This window comes from Nocardia sp. NPDC051832 (assembly GCF_040681285.1).
Classification (GTDB): Bacteria; Actinomycetota; Actinomycetes; order Mycobacteriales; family Mycobacteriaceae; genus Nocardia.
The window spans coordinates 409,867-433,449 of record NZ_JBFAYL010000001.1 but is presented as its reverse complement, the minus strand read 5'-3'; the positions used below and the strand labels follow the sequence as shown (position 1 = coordinate 433,449).

Below are 23,583 nucleotides of genomic sequence, written 5' to 3'. Positions count from 1 at the left end.
TAGTCACCGATGGGAGTTGATGTCCCCGGCGCCCTGATGTGGCTGCTGGAAGCGGTAGCCGGCTCGGAGTACCCCGAGGGCGACGAGGACGGCGTCTGGGGCGTGGCCGACGATTGGCGTACCGCCGCGGCCGACCTGCGCAAGGTGCTCACCGACATCGACGACGCCATCGCCGCGGTCAACGCCGCCTACCCGGAAGGCGAAGCCCGCCAGGGCATGATCGCCGACCTCCAGCTCTACCGCGACGGCGAACAGTCGCTGGAGAAATTGGCCAAGGACTTCGAGACCATCGCCGAAAGCGCCGATGACCTCGGCATGGAGCTGGAATACGCCAAGTTGATGGTGATCACCTCGCTGGCGATCCTGGCCGCCGAGATCGCCATCTTCTGGATCTTCCCGCCGACCGCGCCCGCGGAGACCGCAATCGCCATGGGCTTCACCCGGATCGCCATCCGGATGCTCGCGCAGCGGGTGATGAACAAGATCGTGCAGCTGGCCGGCAAGCTGATCACCAAGAAGCTGGCCAACTTCCTGATCCGGCACGTCGCCATCGACACCGTCATCGGCACCGGGCAGGACCTGGGCATCCAGTACTACCAAACCGAGGCCGGCCACCGGAAGGCGATCGACTGGAACCAGGTCAAGATGACCGCGGTCAGCTCCGCGGTCGGCGCGGCCGTCGCCAGCCCGATCGGCGACAAGCTCGGCAAGTTCCTCAACACCCCGCGCGGCGGCCGCGACACCCCGATGTTCAATCCCACCGTCAACGCCGCGATCACCGGCAGCACGGCCGGGCTGGTCGGTGGCGTCGCCGGTTTCGGCGGCAGCCTCGGGTATCAGATGGTGCAGGCCGCGCACCAGGACGACGGGTCCTGGAACTGGGGCAAAGCCTGGGATGAGACCAAGAAGAACGCCTCCGAACAGTTCGACTGGCGCATGCTCAGCGCGGGCGCGTCGAACGGTGCGCTCTCGGGTGTGAGCCGCACTCTCGCCGACCAGCGCTGGCAGAGCCGCAACCCCGACATGTATCAGCCCGCGGGACCGCGGATCGGGTATCAGGGGCCGAGCAACACCGGTCCGGTGAACGCGCCCGCTAACGGATACGGCGGCACCGGACCCGCGAATGCGCCTGCGGCAGGGGATAGTTCACCTGCCAACCGGGCGCCCGCCAATACCGCTGGTGGGGGCGACCGGGCCGGAGTGCGTCCGCAAACGGGAGCGACGGAGCCCGCGAACACGCGCGGCGAGAACCCCGCGCCGGTCACCGACCCGACCTCCGACACCACTGATCCCAGTACCACTCCTGATCCCAGTACCGCTCCCGGCGACAGTACCGCTCCCGACCCCAGCGCTGCCCCCGGCGACAGCGCCGCTCCCGACCCCAGCGCTGCCCCCGGCGACAGCGCCGCTCCCGGCGACAGCCGCGCCGGGGCCGCGCCAACCGACCCGGGACAAGCCCCGATCAGCCCCGACGCGGGCACTCAGGACACGACAGCGCCCGAGGCCAACCGGCCGACAACCGGCGAGACCGACCCTGGGGCGGAACTCCCGGCCGCACCGGAACAGTCAGCCCCACAACCGGAGTCGACGGCCCAAGACCCCGCGGACCAGCCCGGCGACAACGGCGCGCAACAACGTCCCGGGACCGAAGCCGCCGCCGACACCGATCCCGGCACTCAAACCGGCCCACCGGATACCGCGACCGAGCGGCCCCACGCCGATTCCACCTCCGACGGCCCCGCCGACACCAGCAACCCGACCCGACCGGCCGCCGCCGAAGCCCCGCAACTCGACACCGCCCCACCGGACACGGCGCAGCCACCGCAAGCAGAACCCGCTGCGCAACAGTCGGATACACCTGCCGACCCGGCCGCGAACAACCCGGCCTCGCGCCCGGAAACAACACCGCAGCAGTCGGCTACGACCAGCGACCCCACCACCGGCGCGGAGCACCGCCCACCCGCAGCGGGCGATTCGTCGCAACCCCGATCACTGGGACCGGAATCCGCCCCCCGCGCCGACATCGCCGCACCCGACACGCCCACCAGTGGCGCCCGCGCCGCCGAGGCGAACACCACTGCTCTGCACCAGGATTCGCCCGCGCCCGCCAACGCCCCCGCGAACGCCCCCGCCAACCCGGCATCCGACGCCCGCCCGACTGCCGACTCGCGCCCTGGCGCCGACCAGCGCCCGGGTGGCGACGCACGTCCCGATTCACGCCCCGCCCCGCGCGGCAACGCCCCGACAACCGGTGATGCGCGACTCCGCTCCGACGCTCCAACTACTTCCGAAACAGCACGGCCACAACCGGATTCGCTGACGAATGTGGCCGAACCGCGCGCAGGAAGCCCGGACACCCCAACGAACACCTCGGAATCCCGTCCGACCACCGAGTCCAACCCGGACACCACCCCCCAGCGCAACACCGAACCACGCACCGGAATCGCGGAATCCGGCACCCGCCCATGGCAACCCGACGGCGATTCCGGCCCCCAAGCAAACCGCTCCACCGAAGAGGCGCCGCATCGCGAGCCCCTCCAGGGCGACCGCCAGCCGACCTCCGTCGCCGACCCCACCGCATCGCACCCGGACACCACAGCCCCGAGAGATCCCGCGGATACCGACTCACGGCCACGGGATCACACGGGTACGGCTACACCGCCGCGAGATCACGCGGACGCGAACGGCCGCCCCGACCGCAACAGCGTCGAGAACCGTCCCGATGCACCGCGCGGCGAACAGAACCCCACTGATACTGAGGCCCTTCGCCCGAACTCGGAACGCGCCGATTCGACTGCTCCGCAACGAGATACCTCCCACGCCACCAATCGTCCAGACCGCGGCGCTACCGAGCCTCGTCCCGTGCCGCTGCGTGGCGAGCAGCCTGCGGAAGGTACCCGGCCGACTGATCCGAATGGTGTTGGCCCTGACCGTGTGCAGTCCGACGGCGTGGTGCCGCAGCGGGACGTCGCTGATCCGGCCGATCGGGCGGAGCGGAATTCGCCGGAGCCTCCGTCCGCGCCGCTGCGTGGCGAGCGGTCGCCTGAGGCGGTGCGATCGACTGATCCGAATGGTGTTCGTCCGGATCGTGTGCAGCCGGATAGTGCTGTGCCGCAACGGAATGGCACGGATCCGAGCACTCGTCCGAATCCGGACGTCGCGGAATCGCGTCCGGTTCAACCACGCGGTGAGCAGCCTGGCGGGCCGCAGCGGTCGGCTGACCCGAATGCGGCACAGGCGCGACCGGATGCTGGTGCGCCGCAGCGGGATAACCCGGATGTCAGCTTCCGGCCGGATCAGGGTGACGGGCCGACGCGTCCGGCTGGCGATCGGGGTCTGAGTCCGGCGGCGCGGGATCCGCAGGCCCCGCATCGGCCTTGGGCGCCGGATTCCGGTCCGGTTCGGCAGGCGGAGGCCGATGCGCCGGGAGCCAGGCGCGACGGTGGGGAGGTGCCGCCGGAAGGGTTGCTGGTCGCGCCGCCGCCTGGTGATCCAGTTGGGGGACAGCAGCATCCGCGCAGTGCGGCTCGGCCGGACGCCCCCGATCGGGTGCCGACGCGTGATCGGGGCGACGGTGATCAACCGCCCGCGTCCGATGGGCCGGATCAGGTCCCGCAGGCGAACCGAGGTCGCTGTGCCGAGCTGGCATTGCGGCTGATCCAGCGGATGAGCGGGAGTACGGCGATCCGGCCGCCGGAGGGTGCGGTGGGCCTGGACGGCATGACCGCGGCCGAGGTGCAGGCCGCCGCCGGCGGACAACTCCGCTCGTTCGGCGATCACGAGGCGATCGCGCGGCAGCTGCTCACGATGCCGGAGGGGTCCTCGGCGCTCGTCGTCGACGAATATGCCGGTCCGCGCGACGAATACGGCGTCGGCGCGCACGCCTACGTGCTGGTGCACGAGAACGGCGGAATCGTGGTCCGCGACCCCGGAGCGGAACGGGTCGAGGGTTTCCCGCCGACGCTGCCCCGCGAGGTGAAGCGGGTCTACGCCATCCTGTTCGATGCCGCGGGCACCCCGCTGCACCCGGCCGACGCCGACACCCCCGTCCGCTTCGGCGACCGCACCCACGATGAGGACGAGGCCCGCGTCGGCGAGGAGGGCCGCCGACCACAGCGCCAGCGCCAACCGCAACCCCGCCGCATACCGGCCCCGGAACCCGAACCTGAGCCCGAGCCAGATCCGAGTCTCGCCGAAACCCGGCCGGAGGGAATCCCGCTGCCGCAGCAGCAGACCCAGGGCCCACCCCCACAGGAGCCACCGGCCCGCCGCGACTCCAATGCCACCCAGCCCGACGTCTCTCCGATTCTCCATCCGGAAGCCGAACGACCACAACAACTTCCGGAGCGCCAGCCGCAACCCGCGCAGCGCCCCCAACTGCCAGAAACCGCGACAACCCGGCCCGAGGGCTTCCCGCAGCCGGAAGCCGCAGCGACCCGGCCCGAGGGCTTCCCGCTGCCAGAAACCGAGGCCGCCGCCCCGCCCGCCCCACCGAACGATCCGCCGCCTCCCGGCTTGGCCGCCGCCGACCAGACGCCTCCGGACGGCTTCCGCCAGCCGCAGGAATCACCCCAGCCGCAACAGGCGCGGCCCGAAGCGTCCACCACGCGCCCAGAGGGTTTCCAGATCCCAGAGGCCGCAGGGCAGCAGGTGCCACCGCAGGCCGAGGCTGCGTTGACGCGTCCGGAGGGTTTCCCGATCCCGCAGCCAGAAGCTGCCGGACAGCGAACGCCACCGGAGTCCGAAGCCGCGGTGACGCGTCCGGAGGGTTTCCCGGCCCCGCAGCCCGAGGCGGCAGGGCAACGAACGCAACCGCAGTCCGAGGCCGCGGTGACGCGACCCGAGGGTTTCCCGCTGCCGGAGGCGGCTGGGCAGCGAACGCAACCGCAATCCGAGGCTGCGGTGACGCGTCCGGAGGGCTTCCCACTGCCCGAGGGCCAGCAGCGCCAGCCTCAGGGCGAGACCGCGACGCGTCCGGAAGAGCCTGCGCGGCAGCCGGAGTCGAAGGATCTGTCGGACGCGCTGGACCGGGCCCGCGAGGTCGAGACCGAGTCGCGAGATGCGCTGGAGAATCTCGATGAGCATGTCGCGGATCGCCTCGCCGAGATCCAGCGGATGGTGGAGCAGGCGCTGGACAGCGCGGACCAGCCGCCGAATCTCGGCGAGGCGGTGGATCAGGCTGATGCTCGCGCCCGGGAATTGCAGGAGGCGAACGACAACCTCGGCAAGCGCGTCGATGACGCGATCGCGGATATCGGACGCGAGGCCCAGCGGCGGCTGGACCGTGCAGCGGAGGAAAGCCGCAGGCAGGCAGATGAATTCGAACGGCTGCTGGAGCAGCGCAACCAACCGTCCGAGGAATCGGACCCGCTGGCACGTGAGTCGGCAGACGAGTTCGACGCCCTCGGCCGCCGGGTCGAGGAACGCCTGCGGCAAATAGCGGAGCAGATCGAGCGCGGCCTGGCGGAGGCGCGCGCGGACGCGCACCGTGCGATCGAATCCGGGCCCGCCACGCGACAGCAACCGGACGCGGCGGGTACCAAGCCAACCGGTGCGAGCCGCCCAGAGACGGAAACCACGCGGCCGGAGGGTATTCCGCAGCCGAAGGCCGAGACCACGCGGCCGGAGGGCATCCCGCAGGCCGAGACCACGCGCCCGGACGGCATCCCGCAGCCGCGCCCGCAGAGGCAGACGCAGACCGACACCACCCGGCCGGAAAATCCACCCACTGGTGCCGCCGAAACGCGCCCCGATGGCCTGCCTGTTCAGCAACCGCAGCGTCAGCCGCAGACGCAGCGTGGTGAGGGCCCGCCGCCGGAGACCAGGTCGCACGCTGACGAACCCGACAAGGCCACCCTGCGAGAACGCCTGCGGGAGCGGTTGCGTCAGCTCCGGGAAGCTATCGCTCAGGCCAGGCACGATGAGATCCCGAAACATCCCTCGGGCTCTGGACTGGACGGCCATGGGCAGACCGTCGGCGTGGACGGCTTGGCGCAGATCCCCGGCCTGGACAAGGTGGTGTGGCCGGTCGGCGGCGATCCTGGCGTCGCGTCCCCGAACGTCGCGCGGATCGCTCTGGAAACCGTCAGGCTGATCAAGGCCCGCAAGCGCATCATGGAGTTCTGGCGGGCGATCTTCGGCCGGGAGAGCCACATCGCCCCGCCCGACGATTTCCAGCCGCCGCTGAATCCGGACGGCACCGAGGACCGCTACTGGGAGCGCGGCGTCTCCGACGAGAAGCTGCCGCCGCATCTGGCGGCGCGCGAAGCCGAGCGGGAAGCGCAGCGGCAGCGGCAACGCGAGGCCGAACAACAGCAACAGCAGCAGCCCGCGGAAGTCACACGGCCCGAAGCGATCGCCCCGGAAGTGCGCGAAGCGCTGGCGGAGCAGCGGCGTGCGGCCGAACAAGTCGAGCAGATGGCCGAGCGTCTGCGGCAGCGACTGGCCGAGGTGGCGCCCGAGCTCACTCCGCTCGCCGATCTCAGCCCGGGGGAGCTCCGGCGGGTCCTGGAAGGGCTCCGGGACGCGGCCGCGGAGCGCGCCAAACTCGTCGACCTGTTCGAGGAGGTCGCCCGGCTCTTCAACGCGGAGAACCGCGAGGTGCCCTTCGCCGCGGAACTGCCCTTGGACCAAACCGGCCTGTACTCCGAGGATCCCGGCGAACGGTTCCTCAAAGATCTACTGGGCGACCAGACCTCCATCATCAACAACGAGGGCGTCAACAACGGCGCCGAGCCCGGCACGTCCGAGGGCCCGCTCGCCGAACAGTTCCGCCAGCGCGGCCGGATGCGCCAGGAACTGGCGAACCTGCAAGCCGACCTCGCCGACCTGCTCGGCATCGACAACCTGCACGGCATGCGCAACGACCCGGTCCTGGACCAGGAACTCGCCTTCCAGCGCAACGAAACCCGCCGCATCGCCATGCTCATCGACGCCCTCGCGGAGCAGATCGCCCAGCTACACCGAGCCGACGCCGAAGTAGCCCGCCAACTCGACAACCAGTCGAACCGCACCCAGCCCGACATCACCCGCCCCACCCCAACCCGGCCACAGCCGGCGACAACCCCGGACAATTCGGACGCGACCCAGACCCGCCCGGAACCTGCGACCGCTCCGGACAGTTCGGTCGCACCCCAGACCCGTCCGGATATCCCCCTTGCGGGCCAGACTCGGCCGGACGTCCCCCTTGCGGGCCAGACTCGGCCGGACGTCCCCCTTGCGGGCCAGACTCGGCCGGACGTCCCCCTTGCGGGCCAGACTCGGCCGGACATGCCCCTTTCGGGCCAGACTCGGCCGGAACCGGCGTCAGCTCGGTACGATTCAGCCGCGACGCAGACCCGCCCGGACAACCCCCTGCCCGACTCGGCCCGCCCTGCGCCGGACCAGCCGCGCCGTCCCAATGGCTCCTGGCGGGCGCCGGAGTCCGATCCGACGGCCGAAGCCCCGGCCGGGACCCGCCCGAATCGAGACTCCGGCGACGACGATCCCGGAGGCGTTGCGGCGCAACCGAATCGCGGTGACGGTGACGACAATCCCGGCGGCGCTGCGGCGCGCCCGACCCGCGACGATGACCGAGGAAGCGGTGAAGACACGCCTGATTTCCTGGGCGACCCCGACGACCCGTCCAACGGGAAACCGGAAACCGATGCGGGGCATGCCTCGCCCGAAGCGGCCCGACCCGGCTTGCTGGCCCTCGATACACCCGACGACCAGGTCCGGAACCTATTGCGACAGACCGATCTCGGCCGGGAAATCCTGGCCAGGCTGGGGGACGGTCCGATCAGTGCGCGGTTCGAAACGCGGCACGGCGACGGCCGTGCCGGCGAGTTCCGGCGGCGTGAGCTCGCGGTAGTCGCATACACCAGCGGCAATGATCATGTGCGGCAGGCGCTGGCGTTCGCGCACGAAGCCTTGCACGCGGAGTCGCTGGTAGACGGGAACAGTGCTCGCACGCGCATCCGTTCGGCCGACCGCGAGGATTTCGTGCGGTCGATGATCGATGAGGAGGTCGCCGCCAATATTCGGATGATCGAGTTGGCGCAGCAACTCCAGGATCTCGGCTACCAGGTGCGGGTCAGTGACCACGCGCGCGGGATCGAGCGGACCTACCTCGCAGCCTACGACCGCGGGGTGAGCGAGGCCTCGCTGAGCCCATTCGCTCTGCGGGATCCGAACGCCGCGCGCACTGCGGCCGAAATCCACCGTTTCGCCACCGATTTCGCGGCGAACGCCATCCGTCCGCTGGTGACCGAGCTCGCCTCGGACCAGGGCCGCGATTACACCGACTTCTATGGTTCGGCCTGGGATCGGGCGAACACCGTCGCGCGCACCGAGATACCGCTGCTGGACCGGGCGGCCACCCCGGAGGCTGCCGACCGGCTACGCGCCGCGGCGCTGGCCGAGGAGGCCGCGCGGCTGCGCGCGGAGGACCGTGCGGCCGAGTTGAGCAGAGCGGCCGAGGCGCTCGGCCTGGATCCGCACGGTGACCCGAGTGCACTGCGGGACGCGGCGACCCGGCGGCTGGCCGAGATCGCCCCCGAGCTCGCCGATCCCGCCGTCGCACCGGATCGGGGTGCACAGCTGCGCAGACTCGACCACGATCTGCGGACGCTGGTCGACCTGACCGCGCAGCGTGAGCTGGCCGATTTCCGGGCACAGGAACGGGCGGCGGAGCTGGCGCGGGAGGCCGACCTGGTCGAAGGCTTGGAGCCGCCGCCGCTAGAGCCTTCGCCCGAACCCACGCCGACAGATGTCGCGGCGCGTGCGACCGCGGAACGGGTCGCGCGGCTGCGTGAGATCCTGGACGACACACCGGCGGGCGAGTGGGCGAATTCGAGCCTGACCCGCTACGACGTCGATGTCGTGCACGAGACCGGCGCCTCGGCGCGGTACTTCCCCTCGCGCAACGCCCTGGTCCTCGATCCGGGCGCCACCGACGCCGCCCACCTGCTCGCACTGGTGCACGCCGCCATCCACGCCGAATTGACGCACGCGGACCCGGATGCCGCGACCCGGACCCGGATGCAGTCCACGCGCCAGGAATACATCGATCGGATGCTGGCACAGCATGGTCGGGCGCACGCGCTGGAAGTCGCGGCGGCCATGCAATTGCGTGCCGCGGGGCATCGAATTCCCGAGGGCCCGCTGGAACGCCTGTACCGCAACGCTTTCGACGCGGCCCGAGCCGATGCCGCCGCGGCCGATCCGTCCATGCCCAACTCCGCACTGGATCGGATAGCGAACCAGGGTGGTCTGGAAGCGTTGCGACCGGTGCTCGCCGACCATCCCGCGACCGACGACGGCCGGGGCTACGCCGAAAGCTACGGCCGCGCCTGGGATGTCGCACATGGCGTGCGCACGTTCGACGAGCGCGTCGCCGACGCACTCGCCTCCGGAATCCGTGACGTCGAAGTGCTCGGCGAGAACAGGTCGGTCACCGAGCCGCGACGGATAGAGCGGGTCACCTTCCACGACGGCACCGTGCTGCTGCGTACCACCATGCTCAACGCGCGGCAGGCCGATGCCGAGCAACTGACTGCCTTGCTCGGCCGCCTGGTCGGCGCGAATGTCAGTCCGGTGCACCGAGATTCAGCGACCGTGCTGTACTCCGAACCGCCGCGAGGCACGGTTCCGGCCGGGAAGTTCGTGGACGCGCACGAGGACTACATCGATGCCCCGGGCGCTCGCGAGCTCGGACTTCTCGACGTGCTGACGACTACTCCGGGTCGGGACGACCATGGCTGGATGATCGGCCCCAAGGGCATTGTTGTCGGCATCCGCCACCACCTGAACTTCGGCGACAGCCCGGAATCCGGCACTCCGAACCCGTTCGCCGACCTGTTCCTGCGCACCGGTCCGGACGGCACGCCCGCACCGGTCGACCACGGACTCACCCGGCCGGAGCTGGCCACGCTGCGGCGCGAAATCGAAGCGGTTCGAGCGGAATTCGCCGCCCGCGGCCGGGAAAGCTGGCACGACGCCGTACTGGATCGGCTCACCCTGCTCGAACGCACCGCGGCGCCGGGGCCGCAGCCCGACAACATCGGCCGCACGCCGCTGGGTGGATTCCGATCCGAGGACGGTTCGACCTACGTCAACCGCTACGGCGGCGACCACCGCTACGGTGTGTACGCCCACGTGAACAGCCGTGGCGTCCTCACCCTCGAAGTGCGAGTCGGGCCGGGCACACCGTCCGGTTCGCAGATGTTCGCCGAGGTGATGAGCGCGTTCGGCGACCGGGTGCGCGTGGTCGAGAGCAACTGGTTCGGCGCCGGGCAGCTCGGCGACAATCTGGCCAGCTTCAATGCGTCACTGCAGGAGGGCCTGACGCCGGAGGAGGCGGCACTGCGCACCCACATCGGGCAGCAGGTGCTGCAATACGGATTCACTCGGGCCACCGTGGACCCGGTGGATCTGGAAGGCCCGCTCGGCGAGAACCTCAGCGCGCAGGTGCGGTTCGTACGGCCGGAGGTCGAAGCGGCAACGCCGGACAACCTGGGTGACGGCCCGGACGGGCAGCCGGAGGGCGCCGCCCGACCGGATCCGGACGGCGTGCCGGTCCAGGACGAGTGGTCGAACTTGACGCCGGAGGAGGTCGGCGCCCAGCTGAAGGAAGTCACCGGGCTGCAGGTGTTCGGTTTCGACCTGCCGAATCTCGACCCGGACACCGTGCGGGACTTCGCGCGGGGCGTCGTCGAGATGCGCGACAGCTACCGGCACGTGGACCTGCGCAGTGTCGGCATCGGGCCGCTGGACAAGGATCCTTTCGCGCAGGCGCAACCGCGTACCGACCGCACCACCGGCAAGATCCACACCGAATCGATCACGCTCAACTACAAATTCGCCTCGGATCCGGCCCTCTTCCGGGAACGCTTGCAGTTGCGGGTGGATCAGGGCCGCTTCCACCCGAGCATCCTGGCCCGCCCCGGCTACGGCGCGTTCCTGCACGAGTTCGGTCACGCCGTCGACTACGCGGGCGGCCGGTCCGTGCACGGCACCGTCGAGGACGCGCTGCTGCGGCACTACCTGGCCAATCATTCGCCCGCCACCATCGACGGCTACGAGACCTGGCTGCGTCAGCTAAGCGGCTACAGCTTCGACGGCGACGGCATGCTGAACGCGAAAGAGGCGCTGCCCGAGGCCTTCTTCGACGTGGAGCACAACGGCGACAATGCCAGCGAGCCCGCGAAGATCATCCACAAGCTGATGACCGAGGCCGCCGAGCAGGCCACCCGTCCGGACCAGCATCGTCCCGACCAGCCGGACCGGCTCGGCGATGCCGAGGAACCCGCACCGGACCCGAATGCCGGTGGGGGAGCGAAGAAGCCGCCGAACGAGCCGCCGCCCGCGGCCGCCGAGCCACCGGATCCGGACGGTGCCGGAACCCCCGATCCCGCACGGCCGAAACCGGATCCGAAATCCCGGCCGCACACGGTGGAGGTCGACGGCGAGCAGGTCCCGGTCCGGCTTGTCGACGACGGCGAGGGCGGCTGGCGGGTCGAGCCGCCCGAGGCGCGACCGGAAGCCGCTGCGCCCGAACGCAGTCCGGAGCTGCCCTCGGCCGAACCGCCCGCCACCCCGGATCGTCGCCCGAATCTGTTGCGCCGCCTCTGGACCCAGCTGCGCGACGGATTCGCCGCGCACACACCGAAATACCCGTCCGGATCCGGCTTCGACAGCGCCGGTCAGTCGGTGGTCGCGCACGAGGCGAACCTGCCGGTCGTCAAGAGCACCCCGGACGGCGATGTGCTGCAGACGAAGTTCAACCCGGCGCGCATCCTCAAAGAGGGCGCGACCATGTGGCAGAACCGGGAACTCATCCCGTTCCTGAAGAAGCTGACCAGTCGCATCCCGGATCAGGCGGGCGATCCGCCGCCGGCCCGTACTCGCAACGGCGAGGAGTACCGGCCCTGGCTGGACGAGGCCGATCCGGAACTGGTGCGCCGCGAACTCGGCGTCGACCTGAACGACCTGCGTCGCCAGGCCGAGATCGAGGCGCCGAAGACCCCCGGAGCGCCCGCGCCGGAACCGGTTCGGCACCGGCCGAATCCGGATGCCACCGGCCGGTTCGGCGAACTGGCTCGTGAGCTCGCCGACGCGGCGAACCGCCGCACGGACCTGGACCAGGACCTGATCGCCGCTGTTCGCGCCCTCGGCGGCGAACTCGGCCCCGAAGTGACGCCGGAGACCGCCCGTCAGGCGATCGAAGTGCTGCGGTACCAGCAGGCCCGCCGGATCGGCGCGCTCGCCGGGCTCGCCGAGGCCGCCGCCCGCTACGACGCCGAGAACCGGCGCATCCCCTACAGCGACCAGGTCAGCTTTTTCGACGCAGACCCGATGACCCGCTTCCTGCGGGAGGTGATCCGGGCCAACGACCGTCCTACCACGATGCTGGACTGGGACGGGGTCAACAACGGCGGCGAACCCGGCCGGGACTGGGGCGATCCTGGATACACCGATCAGCCGGGCATCGACGAAGGCAACCCGACCTATTTCGAGAATGCGTTGCGGCGCGACCAGATTCGAGACGAGCGCGCGGTGTGGGCTCAGTTGCTCGGGGTGGACCTCGCGACGCTCGACGCCCACCCCCGGCACGCGCTCGCCGAGGTGATCGATCAGATCCGCGCGCACGCACGGGGTCTCGCGGACGTAGAGCAGCAGCTGCGGACCTACCTGCGCGCGGACGCCGAGGTCTCCGAAATCGCCGGGGAGCTGGCGGATCTGGGCCTGCGCGCGTCCGTCGAATCCGATGGCGGCTTCCTGCTGCCGGACGTGGACGGCATCGGCCTGCTGCCCGGCGAGCCCGGGCAGAAGCCCAGGTTGCTTGTCTACGACGGAAACCTGGACCACGAGAGAGTTCTGGCGGACGCCCTGCGCGACCATCCTCAGCTCGCGCAGGCGGTGAACGACGGTCTCGTCGACGTCGTGCACCGGGTCGCGCACGTCGAACCGGACGGGACCATCCGGCTGCTCGACAGCGAACCGATCGCGGTGCAGCACGTCCGGCAGGATGTCGACGGCCGGACGCTGGACGTCACGCTGGTACGCGATGATGGCACCTGGCGGCCCGTGTTCGACACTCCGGCCGATGTCACGCAGCGCCCCGGTCAACTGCCAGAAAGCTTGTCCCGCAGCGAAGTCGAAGCCGCACGCCAGGAACTGGCGCGGCGCCTGGGCATTCCGGAGGACGAACTCGACAACCCCGACGCGCTGGCCCAGCGCATGGACCAGCTGCGCGCGGAGAACGCGATCCGCGCCGCCCAGATCGAAGCGATCATCGATTACGGCCGAACCGCTTGGGACATCGACGATTTCCATGCCGCCGACGACGCCCGCTCCCAGCTGGCGAGCCGCCTCGGGATGCATCCGGACCAGCTGACACCCGAGCGGGTCGCTCGTGGCTTGGCCGACGAGCGCCTGGGCAAGGCACGCCGGCACCAGGCGGTCGAGGATCTCGTCGACTACGCGAAACTGATGCGCGGCATCGACTCCGGCGTGGTGGACGCGGCGCGCGACCGGCTGGCCGAGCGTCTCGGTGTCGGCACCCGCCGCGGCCGGTTCCCGAAGGACCTGTTCCCGCGGAACTACAAGAACGACGAGATGAAGTACCGGCCGGACACTTCCGGTCTGGATCCGAAACGCCTGCACAAGGCGATCTCCAAGCTCGCGGCAAAGGAGAGCGAGCGCACCAACCTGATCAACGCCCTCGCCGAGTACTACCGCACCATCAACGGATTGGACCGCTTCGACCCGGTCGGCCGCGGCGACCGGGCGGTCGACCCGCGCGTCACCGACATCGAATTCCCGGTGCACGACAAGGCGATCGCGCACCTGCTCGACGTCGTCGGCAACCTCGACATCCTCACCGACGCCATCGAGGGCGCCGACATCCTGGACCGTTTCGGCATTCTCGGCCAGCACACCGGGCCCGCCCCGGAATCCCGCGCCAACCCCGACTTCACCCGCACCGTGGGCGTCGAGCTGCCCGATCCGGTCCGGCCCGGCGACACCCCGGAAGAGGCGGCCAAGAAGGCCGAGCGCTGGGCGAAGGTCTACGAGGTCTACCGCGACGGCAAGATCGACCAGAAGGAACGCCTCACCCCGGATCAGCTGGCCCAGGTGCAGGCCGAGCTCCGAGCCGAAACCCAGCAGCGCTCCGACGATCTCGAACTGCTCGATCAGCTGAACCGTCGCGCCGACGAAATCGAAGCCGAGGCCCAGCGCCCGGCTCGGATCGCCCAGCTGCTGGCCGAGCGCGATGCCGCCGTGGCGGAGCGCGATGCCGCCCGCGCCGCTCTCGACGCCGCGACCTCCCGGTTCCGGCAGAACCCGGGCGAGGAGACGGCGGCGGACCTCGGCGCGGCAGCGAAGCGATACACCGACGCTCAGGCCGAGGCGGCACGTCTGGATGCCGCACTGGCCGCGACCCGGCCGGACAACCCGCCGGATGCCCCACCGGTGCGTGCGGTGCGGCCCGAACCCGACGAACCCGGCTCCGGTGGGGCCGCTCGCGCCATGCCCGGGACCAATGAATCGGGCCCGCCCGCTGGTGCGAACAAGCCGCAACAACCGGCGGGCGAACCGCAACCCGGCGCGATCAAGCCGGTGCCGGATGACCCGAATGCTGTTGCTACGCAGCAGCTGCCAGCAGCAGGTGACGGCGGTAGCAAGCCCCCCAGCGATCCGCCTGTGGCCACCCCGCCACCGGAGGGTCCCGGCGATCGCCCCGACCCTGACCTCGCCCGTCGCATCACGAACCGCCTCGCCGCCGAAAGTGCCGCAGCTGTGCGGGAGTTGGAGGCGGCACGCAACGCCCGCGACGAAGCGATGGCAGGTCTGCCCGTCCGCGAAGGCGACCTGACCGACGACGCCCTACCCGAAACCGTGCGCCGCCTGACCAGCGAAATACCGGATCAGGCAGCACGTATCGCCGCCTTGCGCGACGCGGCCATCCGCTTCAACCGGGCGGAATCCGATGTCGAGGTGCTCGACGGAGCTGTCGCCCAGGCGATGGAACGTGAAGCCCTCGCCGTGGCAGGCGCCGTCCGTATCGACAACACGGTCGGGGTCGTCTCCGGCGATCCGCCCCGCATCGTGGTCGTCGGCTGGAACGCCCCCGGCGACGTCCGCGCCCAACTCGCCGCCGACTACCCCCAGCTCCGCCCCCTCCTCGCCCGCCCCGAAGTCCTCGTCCGTCACATCGAGATCGCCTACACAGACGACGGCCGAATCACCCACCTGCACAACGACTTCGGGCCGGAGGGCCGCCGCCCCGGCCCCGAGGAAGCCGACGCGGTGTTCGAAGCCATGCGCCAGCGCGCGGAGGTCCGCGCACAGGAAGCCCTGGACGCGGTGCAGCGCCGGGCCGCCGAGGCGCAACAGTCGCAGGAGAGCGATTTCGATCGGCGGATGCGGCAGCTCGAGGAGTCGCTGGCCAAGCAGGAACGCCGGATGGCGGAGCTCGACGCGGCATTGTCGGGGGAGCCTGGTCCTCGGGATCCGCAGGCGGCGGCGGACTTCGAAGCTTTGCGGCAGCAGATCGAGCGGGGCTTCAACGCGGCGATGGACGCGGTCCGGCAGCAGGTTGAGGATGCGCGCCGGGCGCTCGACGAGGTGCAGTCCCAGGACGGCGACGGGCGACAGCCCCCGGAAAGTGACTTCGATCGCCGGATGCGGCAGCTCGAAGAGTCGCTGGCCGAGCAGGAACGCCGGGTGGCGGAGCTCGACGCGGCGCTCGAAGGTGCGCCCGGTCCTCGGGATCCGCAGGCGGCGGCGGACTTCGAAGCTTTGCGGCAGCGGACCGAGCGGAATTTCAACGCGGCGATGGACGCGGTCCGGCAGCACGTCGAGGATGCGCGGCGGGCGCTGGACGAGGTGCAGGCGCGTGCCGACGAGGGGTTGGCATCGGAGCGGGAGCGGCAGAGCGAGTTCGAAGAGCGGCTGCGCCAATTCGATCAAGCGATGGCCGATAGTCAGCGGCGGCTGGCGGAATTGGCTGGGCCGGTACGGAATCCCGGAGACTTCGAGGCCCGGTTGCGGCAGTTCGATGCCGACCTGGCCGAGCATCAGCGCCGATTCCAGGAGCTGCGAGAGTTGCTGGACGGTACGCCGGAGGGTGATCTCGACGCTCGGTTGCGGCAGTTCGACGAGGCGTTGGCCGAGCACGAGCGCAAGTTCGCGGAGCTGCAACAGGCGTTGGGCGAGGCCGGTAAGCCGCCGCACGAAGGCGATAAGCGGGTCTGGCCGCCGGAAGACGACGGAAATGCGGCACCACCTGCCGCGAAACCGAAGCCTCCGGGCTCCGATCCCGGTGGCGCGGGCGCAGCGGCAAAGCCGGATCCTGGAACCGGCCAGCCGCAACAGACCGGGGCGGGCTCGCCCATGCGCTCGGAACCTGCTGCCGACGAGCGCAATTCGCTCCCGGCCGGCCGGCCGGATCCCGATTCCGACCCGGCGCAGGGCGCGGCACCGCCGGTGCGCCCGGAGGACCTGACGCCCGAAGCTCGCGTGGAACTGGAACGGCTGCGCGCCGAACGGGCCGAAGCGGTATCCCAGCGCGAGGAGTTGCGCGATATCCGCCGTGTCGCAGCTGATCTGCTTGCCGAGGCTGCGCCCGGTGGCCCGGAAGCCGCGGCCCTGGCGCGCGCCACCGAACGCTTCGACGCCGCCGAAGCCGAAGTCGCGCGACTCGACGCGGAGATCGCCGAACAGGAACTCGCGGGCACCCCGGAAGCCGTGTACCAGGACCTGTTACGCCAGCGCGCGAAACTTGCCGCAGAACGCGAATTCTGGCGCGCCAAGCGGGACGACCGGTTCTCCCGGTTCAGCGACATCCCGTTGCCGATCCGCAATCCGAGCGACGCGCTGAACGACGCGAACCTCGCGACCACGTTGCAGGCGCTGGACAACGGCATCGTCCGCACCCGCGACATCGGCGGCATCGGTGAGGAAAGAGCCACGCGGGCACCAGAATTGGTGGGCCCGGACGAACTCGCACGTCGCCGCGAGCAGATCTTCAACCTGCAGGACGCCGCGCAGCGTTTCATCGACGCCGATTCGGCACTGCGCGACATCGATCGGCAGATTGCCGCCCTCGGCAGGGTGGGCGTCACGGAACCAGAACTGTCCCAGCAGGTTCGGGCCGAGCTCGATCAGCTGGCCCAGGAGCGCGCCCGTGCCGTGCTCGAAGGCAAACCGTGGCGGCTCATGCGCACCGATCTGGCCAACCGGCTACAGGTCGACGAAAGCAGGCTCGGCCCTGCCGATCTGGACACCACGCTGCAAGAGGTCGCGGACCGAACCATTCGCGCCGACCAAGCCGACGAGCACGTCCGCAACATCGGCCTGCTGCACGAAGCCGCGACCCGGGTGAACGAGTCCGAACAGCTCGTCCACCGAATCCAAGGCCAGATGGCCGAATTGGCGGGTGCGGGCCGCGATCTGCTGCACGAGGCCGGAGCGCGCCCGATCAGCACCAGCGACTCCCCGCAGCCGCGCGTCGGACTCGTCGAAGGCGCCGACCCGCGCATCATCGTGGTCGCGCCGATCGGCCCGCAGACCCATCCGCGAGCCGACCACGATGCCGCGCTGGTCGCCGCGATCCGCGAGAATCCCGCTGTCGCGCACGCCATGACGCGGCGCGAAACCCGCATCGAGTACCGCTGGATCGTGGCCGAACGAGACGCTCCGGTCCGGGCCGGACGGCTGGAAGGACCGCTGCGCCGGTTCATCCACATTCCCGGAATCGCCGGGCGCCCACCACTGGACCTGGTGCACTGGCACGACGGCACAGGCGCGGTGCACACCGTCGACCCGCGCGCCGGCAACGGCGACCGCAGCGGTACGACCGTGCCGAAGGAGTACGAGGAGCGGGTGCTGCCCGAGGGCATCAGCGGTTGGGGCATGGCCCCGGTCGTGGGTGCCATCAGCGACCCGTTCATCGACAACGGGCCCGGCGTCAACGAGGCCTTCCTCCCCGCCATCCCCGGCGGCGACCCGCTCACCAACGGCATGGAAACCTACGCCCTGCCGTTCAACGACCTGGCCTATCACATCCTTCGGCTCACCCTGGAGCCCGCGAAACTGTCCGGCTTCACCTGGTTCAACGACAAAGATCACCCGGGTCGGATCAAGCCCGGGTTCAAGAAGCATCCGTGGTTCCGCCCGCCGCTCCGCGACGTGCAGCCGATGGCGCAGGAATACAACCTGCCCACCCGCGTGCCCGACAACGGTGAACTGGGCGAGCTGTACAAGCAGCGGCAGCGCGACGAGCAGGCCGCGTGGCGTGAGGTCCAGGACTGGGCCAACGGCGAATACAACCGGTTCCGCGCTGACGACAGCGACATCGACACCATCCACGACAACCTGAACGAGCATCCGCTGGCGCAGGGCGCGGCGCGTGCGGTGCGGGCCGCGGTCCTCGTCGACGTGATCGCGAACATCCTCGACGACCACCGCGAAAGCCTCTCCGACAAGACCCACCGCAGCCCCTCCGATCCGGGACCCGACCTCACCGGCGCCATCGAAGCCATCACCGGCCACCTGCATCACGAACGCCCCGGCGACGCGTCCCGCCTGGTCAACGACATCGCCGACGCCCTGACCACCCTGCGCCCCAACCGCGGCGACATCGCCCGCGCAGTAGCCGAACGCCTCGACAACACGACCCGTGCGTTCAGCCGCGAGGAAATCGCGCGCATCAAAGACCACCTGATGAACGCCGAACACCTGCGTATCGACCCGCGCGACAGCGCTCCCCGCTACATGCCCCTGGACCCGGTCGCCGACGTAGCCGAAGCCTGGAACCGCCTCATCGCCGGCGGCGACAACATCCTCCCCTCCGACATCCTCCTCCTCCAGGACGCCCTAGCCGAAACCAACTTCCTCCGCGCCCACCCCTTCGCCACCGCCTGGCGCGACGCCAACCAATACGCCATCCGCATCGGCTTCGACTGGGACGCCGTCCGCCCCCCACTAACCGACTGGCGCAAGGGCATCAAATACGCCCCCACCCCCTTCGGCCCCGAAAACCCCCTCCCCCCACGCCCAGAAGCCGACCCCGACGTCCCGGACTCCCTCCCACCCGGCCCCCGCCCCCAACTCCCACCCAACCCCCAGGGGCCTGCCAACCGCACCCCAACCCCGGAAACTACCCAACCCCTCCCGCCCCCCGACACCACCCGCGAACTACCGCCCTCCCCGGACGACGTCGATACCCAGCCGCTGCCACGTCCCCCGGGCGCCGAGGATCTGACGGTGGAGCTGCCACCACCGGACAATGTTGCGACTCAGCCGATGCCGCGTCCGGCGGGCACAGAGGATCCGACGCTGGAGCTGCCGACGCCGGACAACCTTGCGACACAGCCGATTCAGCGACCGCCGGGTGCCGACGATCCGACAGTCGAGTTGCCGCCTCCGGCCGCTTCGGATCACGATGCGACTCAGTCGATGCCGCATCCAACAGGTTCTGATGATCCGACTGCCAAGGCGCCTTCTCAGTCGCTGAACGGTGCAGCGCCTCAGCCGCTCGCGCGCCCGGGTTCCATGGCGACGCCCACCGCGCGGCCGAATAGTGGTGACAACCAGCCGCTTCCACTTCCGGAGCGTGCGAACGATCCAGCTGTCGAGTTGCCGCCTTCGGCATCGGATGACGCTGCGACGCAGCCGGTGCCGCGGCCGGGTGCCGCCGAGGCGGCTGCGTCGGTGCGGCCGGGTGGTGGTGACACCAAGCCGCATACGGAGCACGCGAACGACCCGGCGGCCGGGTTGCCGCCACTGGCATCGCCGAACGAGGTTGTGGCTCAGCCGGCGTCGCGTCCGGTCGCTGTCGCGCCGGAGCTGCCTGCTGTCGGTGCGCCCGATTCGCCGCCCGTTCGGTTCTCGGACGAACGCAATGTTTTCGACTTCAGCGATCGGCTGGAGTTCGGCCGCGCTTGGGACGAGGTGATCGCTGGTCTCAGTCCCGAGGAGCGGGAGTTGCTTGCGCATTTCGCGTCGGCGGCGCAGTCCGACGTCGACTTTGTCGCAACGGTCAACGAGGCCCTGCGAGGTGCGGGTGACCTGCCGTCGCGAGTGGCGCGGATCGCCGCGGTCGTCGACGAGGTGTTGGCGCGTCATCCACTTCCCGAGGCGGTGGTGGCGTCCTATGGTGGCGGGCGGAATCCGCTGGACATGACCGTCGACCAGGTCGGCGCCACGCACCGCCTGCCGGAGTTTCCGCAGGCCGTGCTCGGGCAGGTGCCGGCGATGCAGGGCCTGCCGTTCCATCTCGAGTTGACGGTGCCGGCCGGCACACCCGCACTGTTCCTGCCCGGCTTGGCGGCCAGGCCATCCAGCGTTCCCGGCCTGCTGTTGGCGCGCGGGCTGACCTTCCGCGTCGACAGTGTGGAAGACCGTGGTAACGGCGGATATTGGTATATCCGCGCGACCGTCGTACCGGGGGAGGGGCCGCAGATCGACGGCACCGCCGGCGCGCCACACCGGACTCCGGGCGCAACGGACCCCGTTGCCCGTCCGGCGGGCGAGCCGCCAACGACGCCTGTCCGGCCGGACTTCGCCTCCGAAAATCCGGGTACGCAGCCCCGCCGCGTCGCCGAGGTACCGGTTTCCGAACCGGTGGTGCGGAAACCGGTAGCGGACACCACCCGGGCCGAGGACCCCAACCAGGAAAACGCCCTTCCGGAGTCGGCGACTCGTCGACCGAACCCGGTGGAGCCGCTGAAGCAGACCGGTGCGGATGAGCCACTCGCCCAGCAAGAGTCGCCCCCGAAGACCGATGCTGTGCAGCCAGTTCAGGAACCCGTCCGCCGGGTGCCCCGCGATGAGGGTCGAACCGCAGTACGACCGGACCCCTCGGAGAACCCGGTCCCTGAGGCGGATCCTGCCGATGGCGCAAAACCAGCAGCATCGGAAGACCCACTGGCCCAGCCGGATCCGGAGCAATCAGCTCCTCGATTCGACGACGAATGGTCCCGGATCGACGACCGCGCCGAGATCGCCCGGACCCTCCGCGACCGGCACGGTCTCGACTTCGACGGCTTCGATCTCGACGGTCTCGACATCGATACCGCCCGCGAAGCCGCCCGCGCCCTCGACGAGAAGCTCTCGAAGTACCGCGACGAAATCGAGTTGGAGAACTTCGCTTTCGGCCCGTTGCGCGGTCCGCGCCACGACGCCCGGATCCTCGGCGAGACCACCCCCGGCGTCGCCTTCCCGAGCAACCCACGCGCCCGCGGCCGCGGCTTCTACCTCAACACCCGCTGGATCACCTTCAACCAGCGCTACGCCACCGACCCGGCCGCCCGCGCCGGCTTCGCCGAACGAGCACTGCGCGACGGCTATTGGCCCAACGGCGCGGACCGCGTCGTCTACTCCGCCATCGTCCACGAAATCGGACACGCCCTGGACCTCGCCGGCCAGCGCTACGCCCAGCATCGCGCCATGGACGCCCTCCGCGAGCACTACGCCGCCACCCGCCCCCACGTCGACCCCGCCGAATTCCGCACCTGGGTCCGCCAACTCAGCGGCTACAGCTTCGACGAAGACGGCTACTTCGACCCGGCAGAAGCCCTCGGCGACGCCTTCCTCGACGTAGAACGCAACGGCCCCAACGCTTCCGAACCCGCCCAGGTCCTGAACGACCTCCTCCTCGAGGAAGCCCGCAACACCACGAAACGCCCCTACCTCGACCCGGCCCCCACCATCGACCTCGACACCATCACCTTCGACCCCGACTTCATCGCCGCCGCCCGCAACCGCGCGACTACCCCCGAAACTCCGCCCACCCCCGCGGAACCCACGCCCGAACCTCCCAAGAAACCACTCCGCCAACGCATCGCCGAACGCTTCCGAGGCGCCGACCACCCACTCACTCACCACCAGGAATCCGCACCCCCACCCGAAGCTCCACCACGCCCTGCGCCAGCCGTCGAGCCGGCAAACCCACAGACGCCCGAAAGCCGTTCTTCTGCAGGCACCGTCGAGCAGGCAGACCCGCAGATGCCCGAAAGTCGTCCTTCCGCAGGCACTCCAGAGCCGGCGAGCTCCAGGCGTACCCAAGAGCGCCCTCCTGCCGAACAGCCGGAGGAGACTTCGCGGCGATCCGCCCGTCCCGATGGTCCACCAGCGGAGTCGGCAAGCCCACCGGTGGAGTCGGAAAGCACTGCACCGCATACGGATCCAAACGGCGATTCAGGACTACCGAAAGGCAAGGCCACCCAACCCGCCCCCGAATCCGGTAGCGACGAGCCTGCGAATCCTGTTCGTCTGGACGGTGATCGCGTCGAGCCCGAGACTGCCGGTGACGAGGTTGTTGCCGAACCTGGTGGGCAGGAGCCTCCGGAAGCCGAGGCCGGTCCTGATTCCGGCGACAACGGTCCCTCGACAGCTGCCCATCCGGGTAGTGGTCGCGTCGAGCCCGGGGACCGTGGCGCAACAGGTGGGCAGGAGCCACCGGAAGCCAACGCCGGTCCTGATTCCGGCGACAACGGTCCCTCGACACCTGCCCGTCCGGGCAGTGGTCGCGATGAGCCTGAGACTGCCGGCGACGACGGTACCGACGAACCTGACGGGCAGGAACCACCCGAGTCCAACCCCGCTCCCGGCACTGGGCCCCAACGCGACCCGATCCCGAGTGGGATCACGCGCTCGCACATCCCGCACCCGCCAAAGGAATACGACCTCGACACACCCAACATCGAGGTCCACCAAGCAGTCCCAGCACGGCCCTACCCAGTACCACCCCCGAAGCCCCCACTTCCGCCCGTTCCCCCGAAGCCCCCAGTCCCACCCAGGCCACCTCTACCTCCGAAACCCCCAGCCCCGCCACGGCCGGAGCCTCCGAAGCCGGTACCGCCGAAGCCGCCCAACCCTGAGCCTCCGAAGCCGGAGCCGCCCAAGCCGGAGCCTCCGAAGCCGGAGCCGCCGAAGCCGGAGCCGCCGAAACCTGAGCCTCCGAAGCCGGAGCCGCCCAAGCCGGAGCCTCCGAAGCCTGAGCCTCCGAAGCCAGAGCCGCCCAAGCCTCCGGAGTGGCCGAATCCGCCGACGCCTCCGGAATTGCCGGATCCGCCGAAGCTTCCGGAATTGCCGAAACCTCCAGCACCACCTGAGTTTCCGGCACCTCCAGGTTTGCCTAGACCTCCAGGCCAACCGCAATTGCCGGAGCCGCCTGGTTGGCCTGTTCCGCCAGGAGGACCGTCGTTGCCCGTGCCTCCGCCGGGCTGGTCGGTGCCACCGGGCGAGTCCCCGTTGCCTATGCCTCCATCGGGTTGGCCTGTGCCGCCCGGTGAGTCGTCGGCTGCGCCGCCGCCTGGCTGGTCCGTGCCGCCAGGAGAACCGTCGTCCCCGCCTGGTTGGTCCGTGCCGCCGGGTGAATCTGCGTTGCCGGTGCCTCCGTCGGGTTGGCCTGTACCGTCGGGAGAATCGGCGGTGCCCGCGCCGCCGCCGGGCTGGTCCGTACCGTCAGGAGATCCGGCTGCGCCCTCGTCGGGTTGGTCCGTGCCGCCAGGAGAACCGTCGTCCCCGCCTGGTTGGTCCGTGCCGCCGGGTGAATCTGCGTTGCCGGTGCCTCCGTCGGGTTGGCCTGTA

1 protein-coding gene is annotated in these 23,583 nt (G+C 70.3%); it reads left to right on the top strand.

The genetic code is table 11. From position 1 onward, the window contains the following. Positions 1-9: 9 nt before the first annotated feature. Positions 10-23,583 (top strand): hypothetical protein (locus AB0M14_RS01730; protein WP_364987221.1); only part of this gene is annotated, 23,574 nt, incomplete at its 3' end.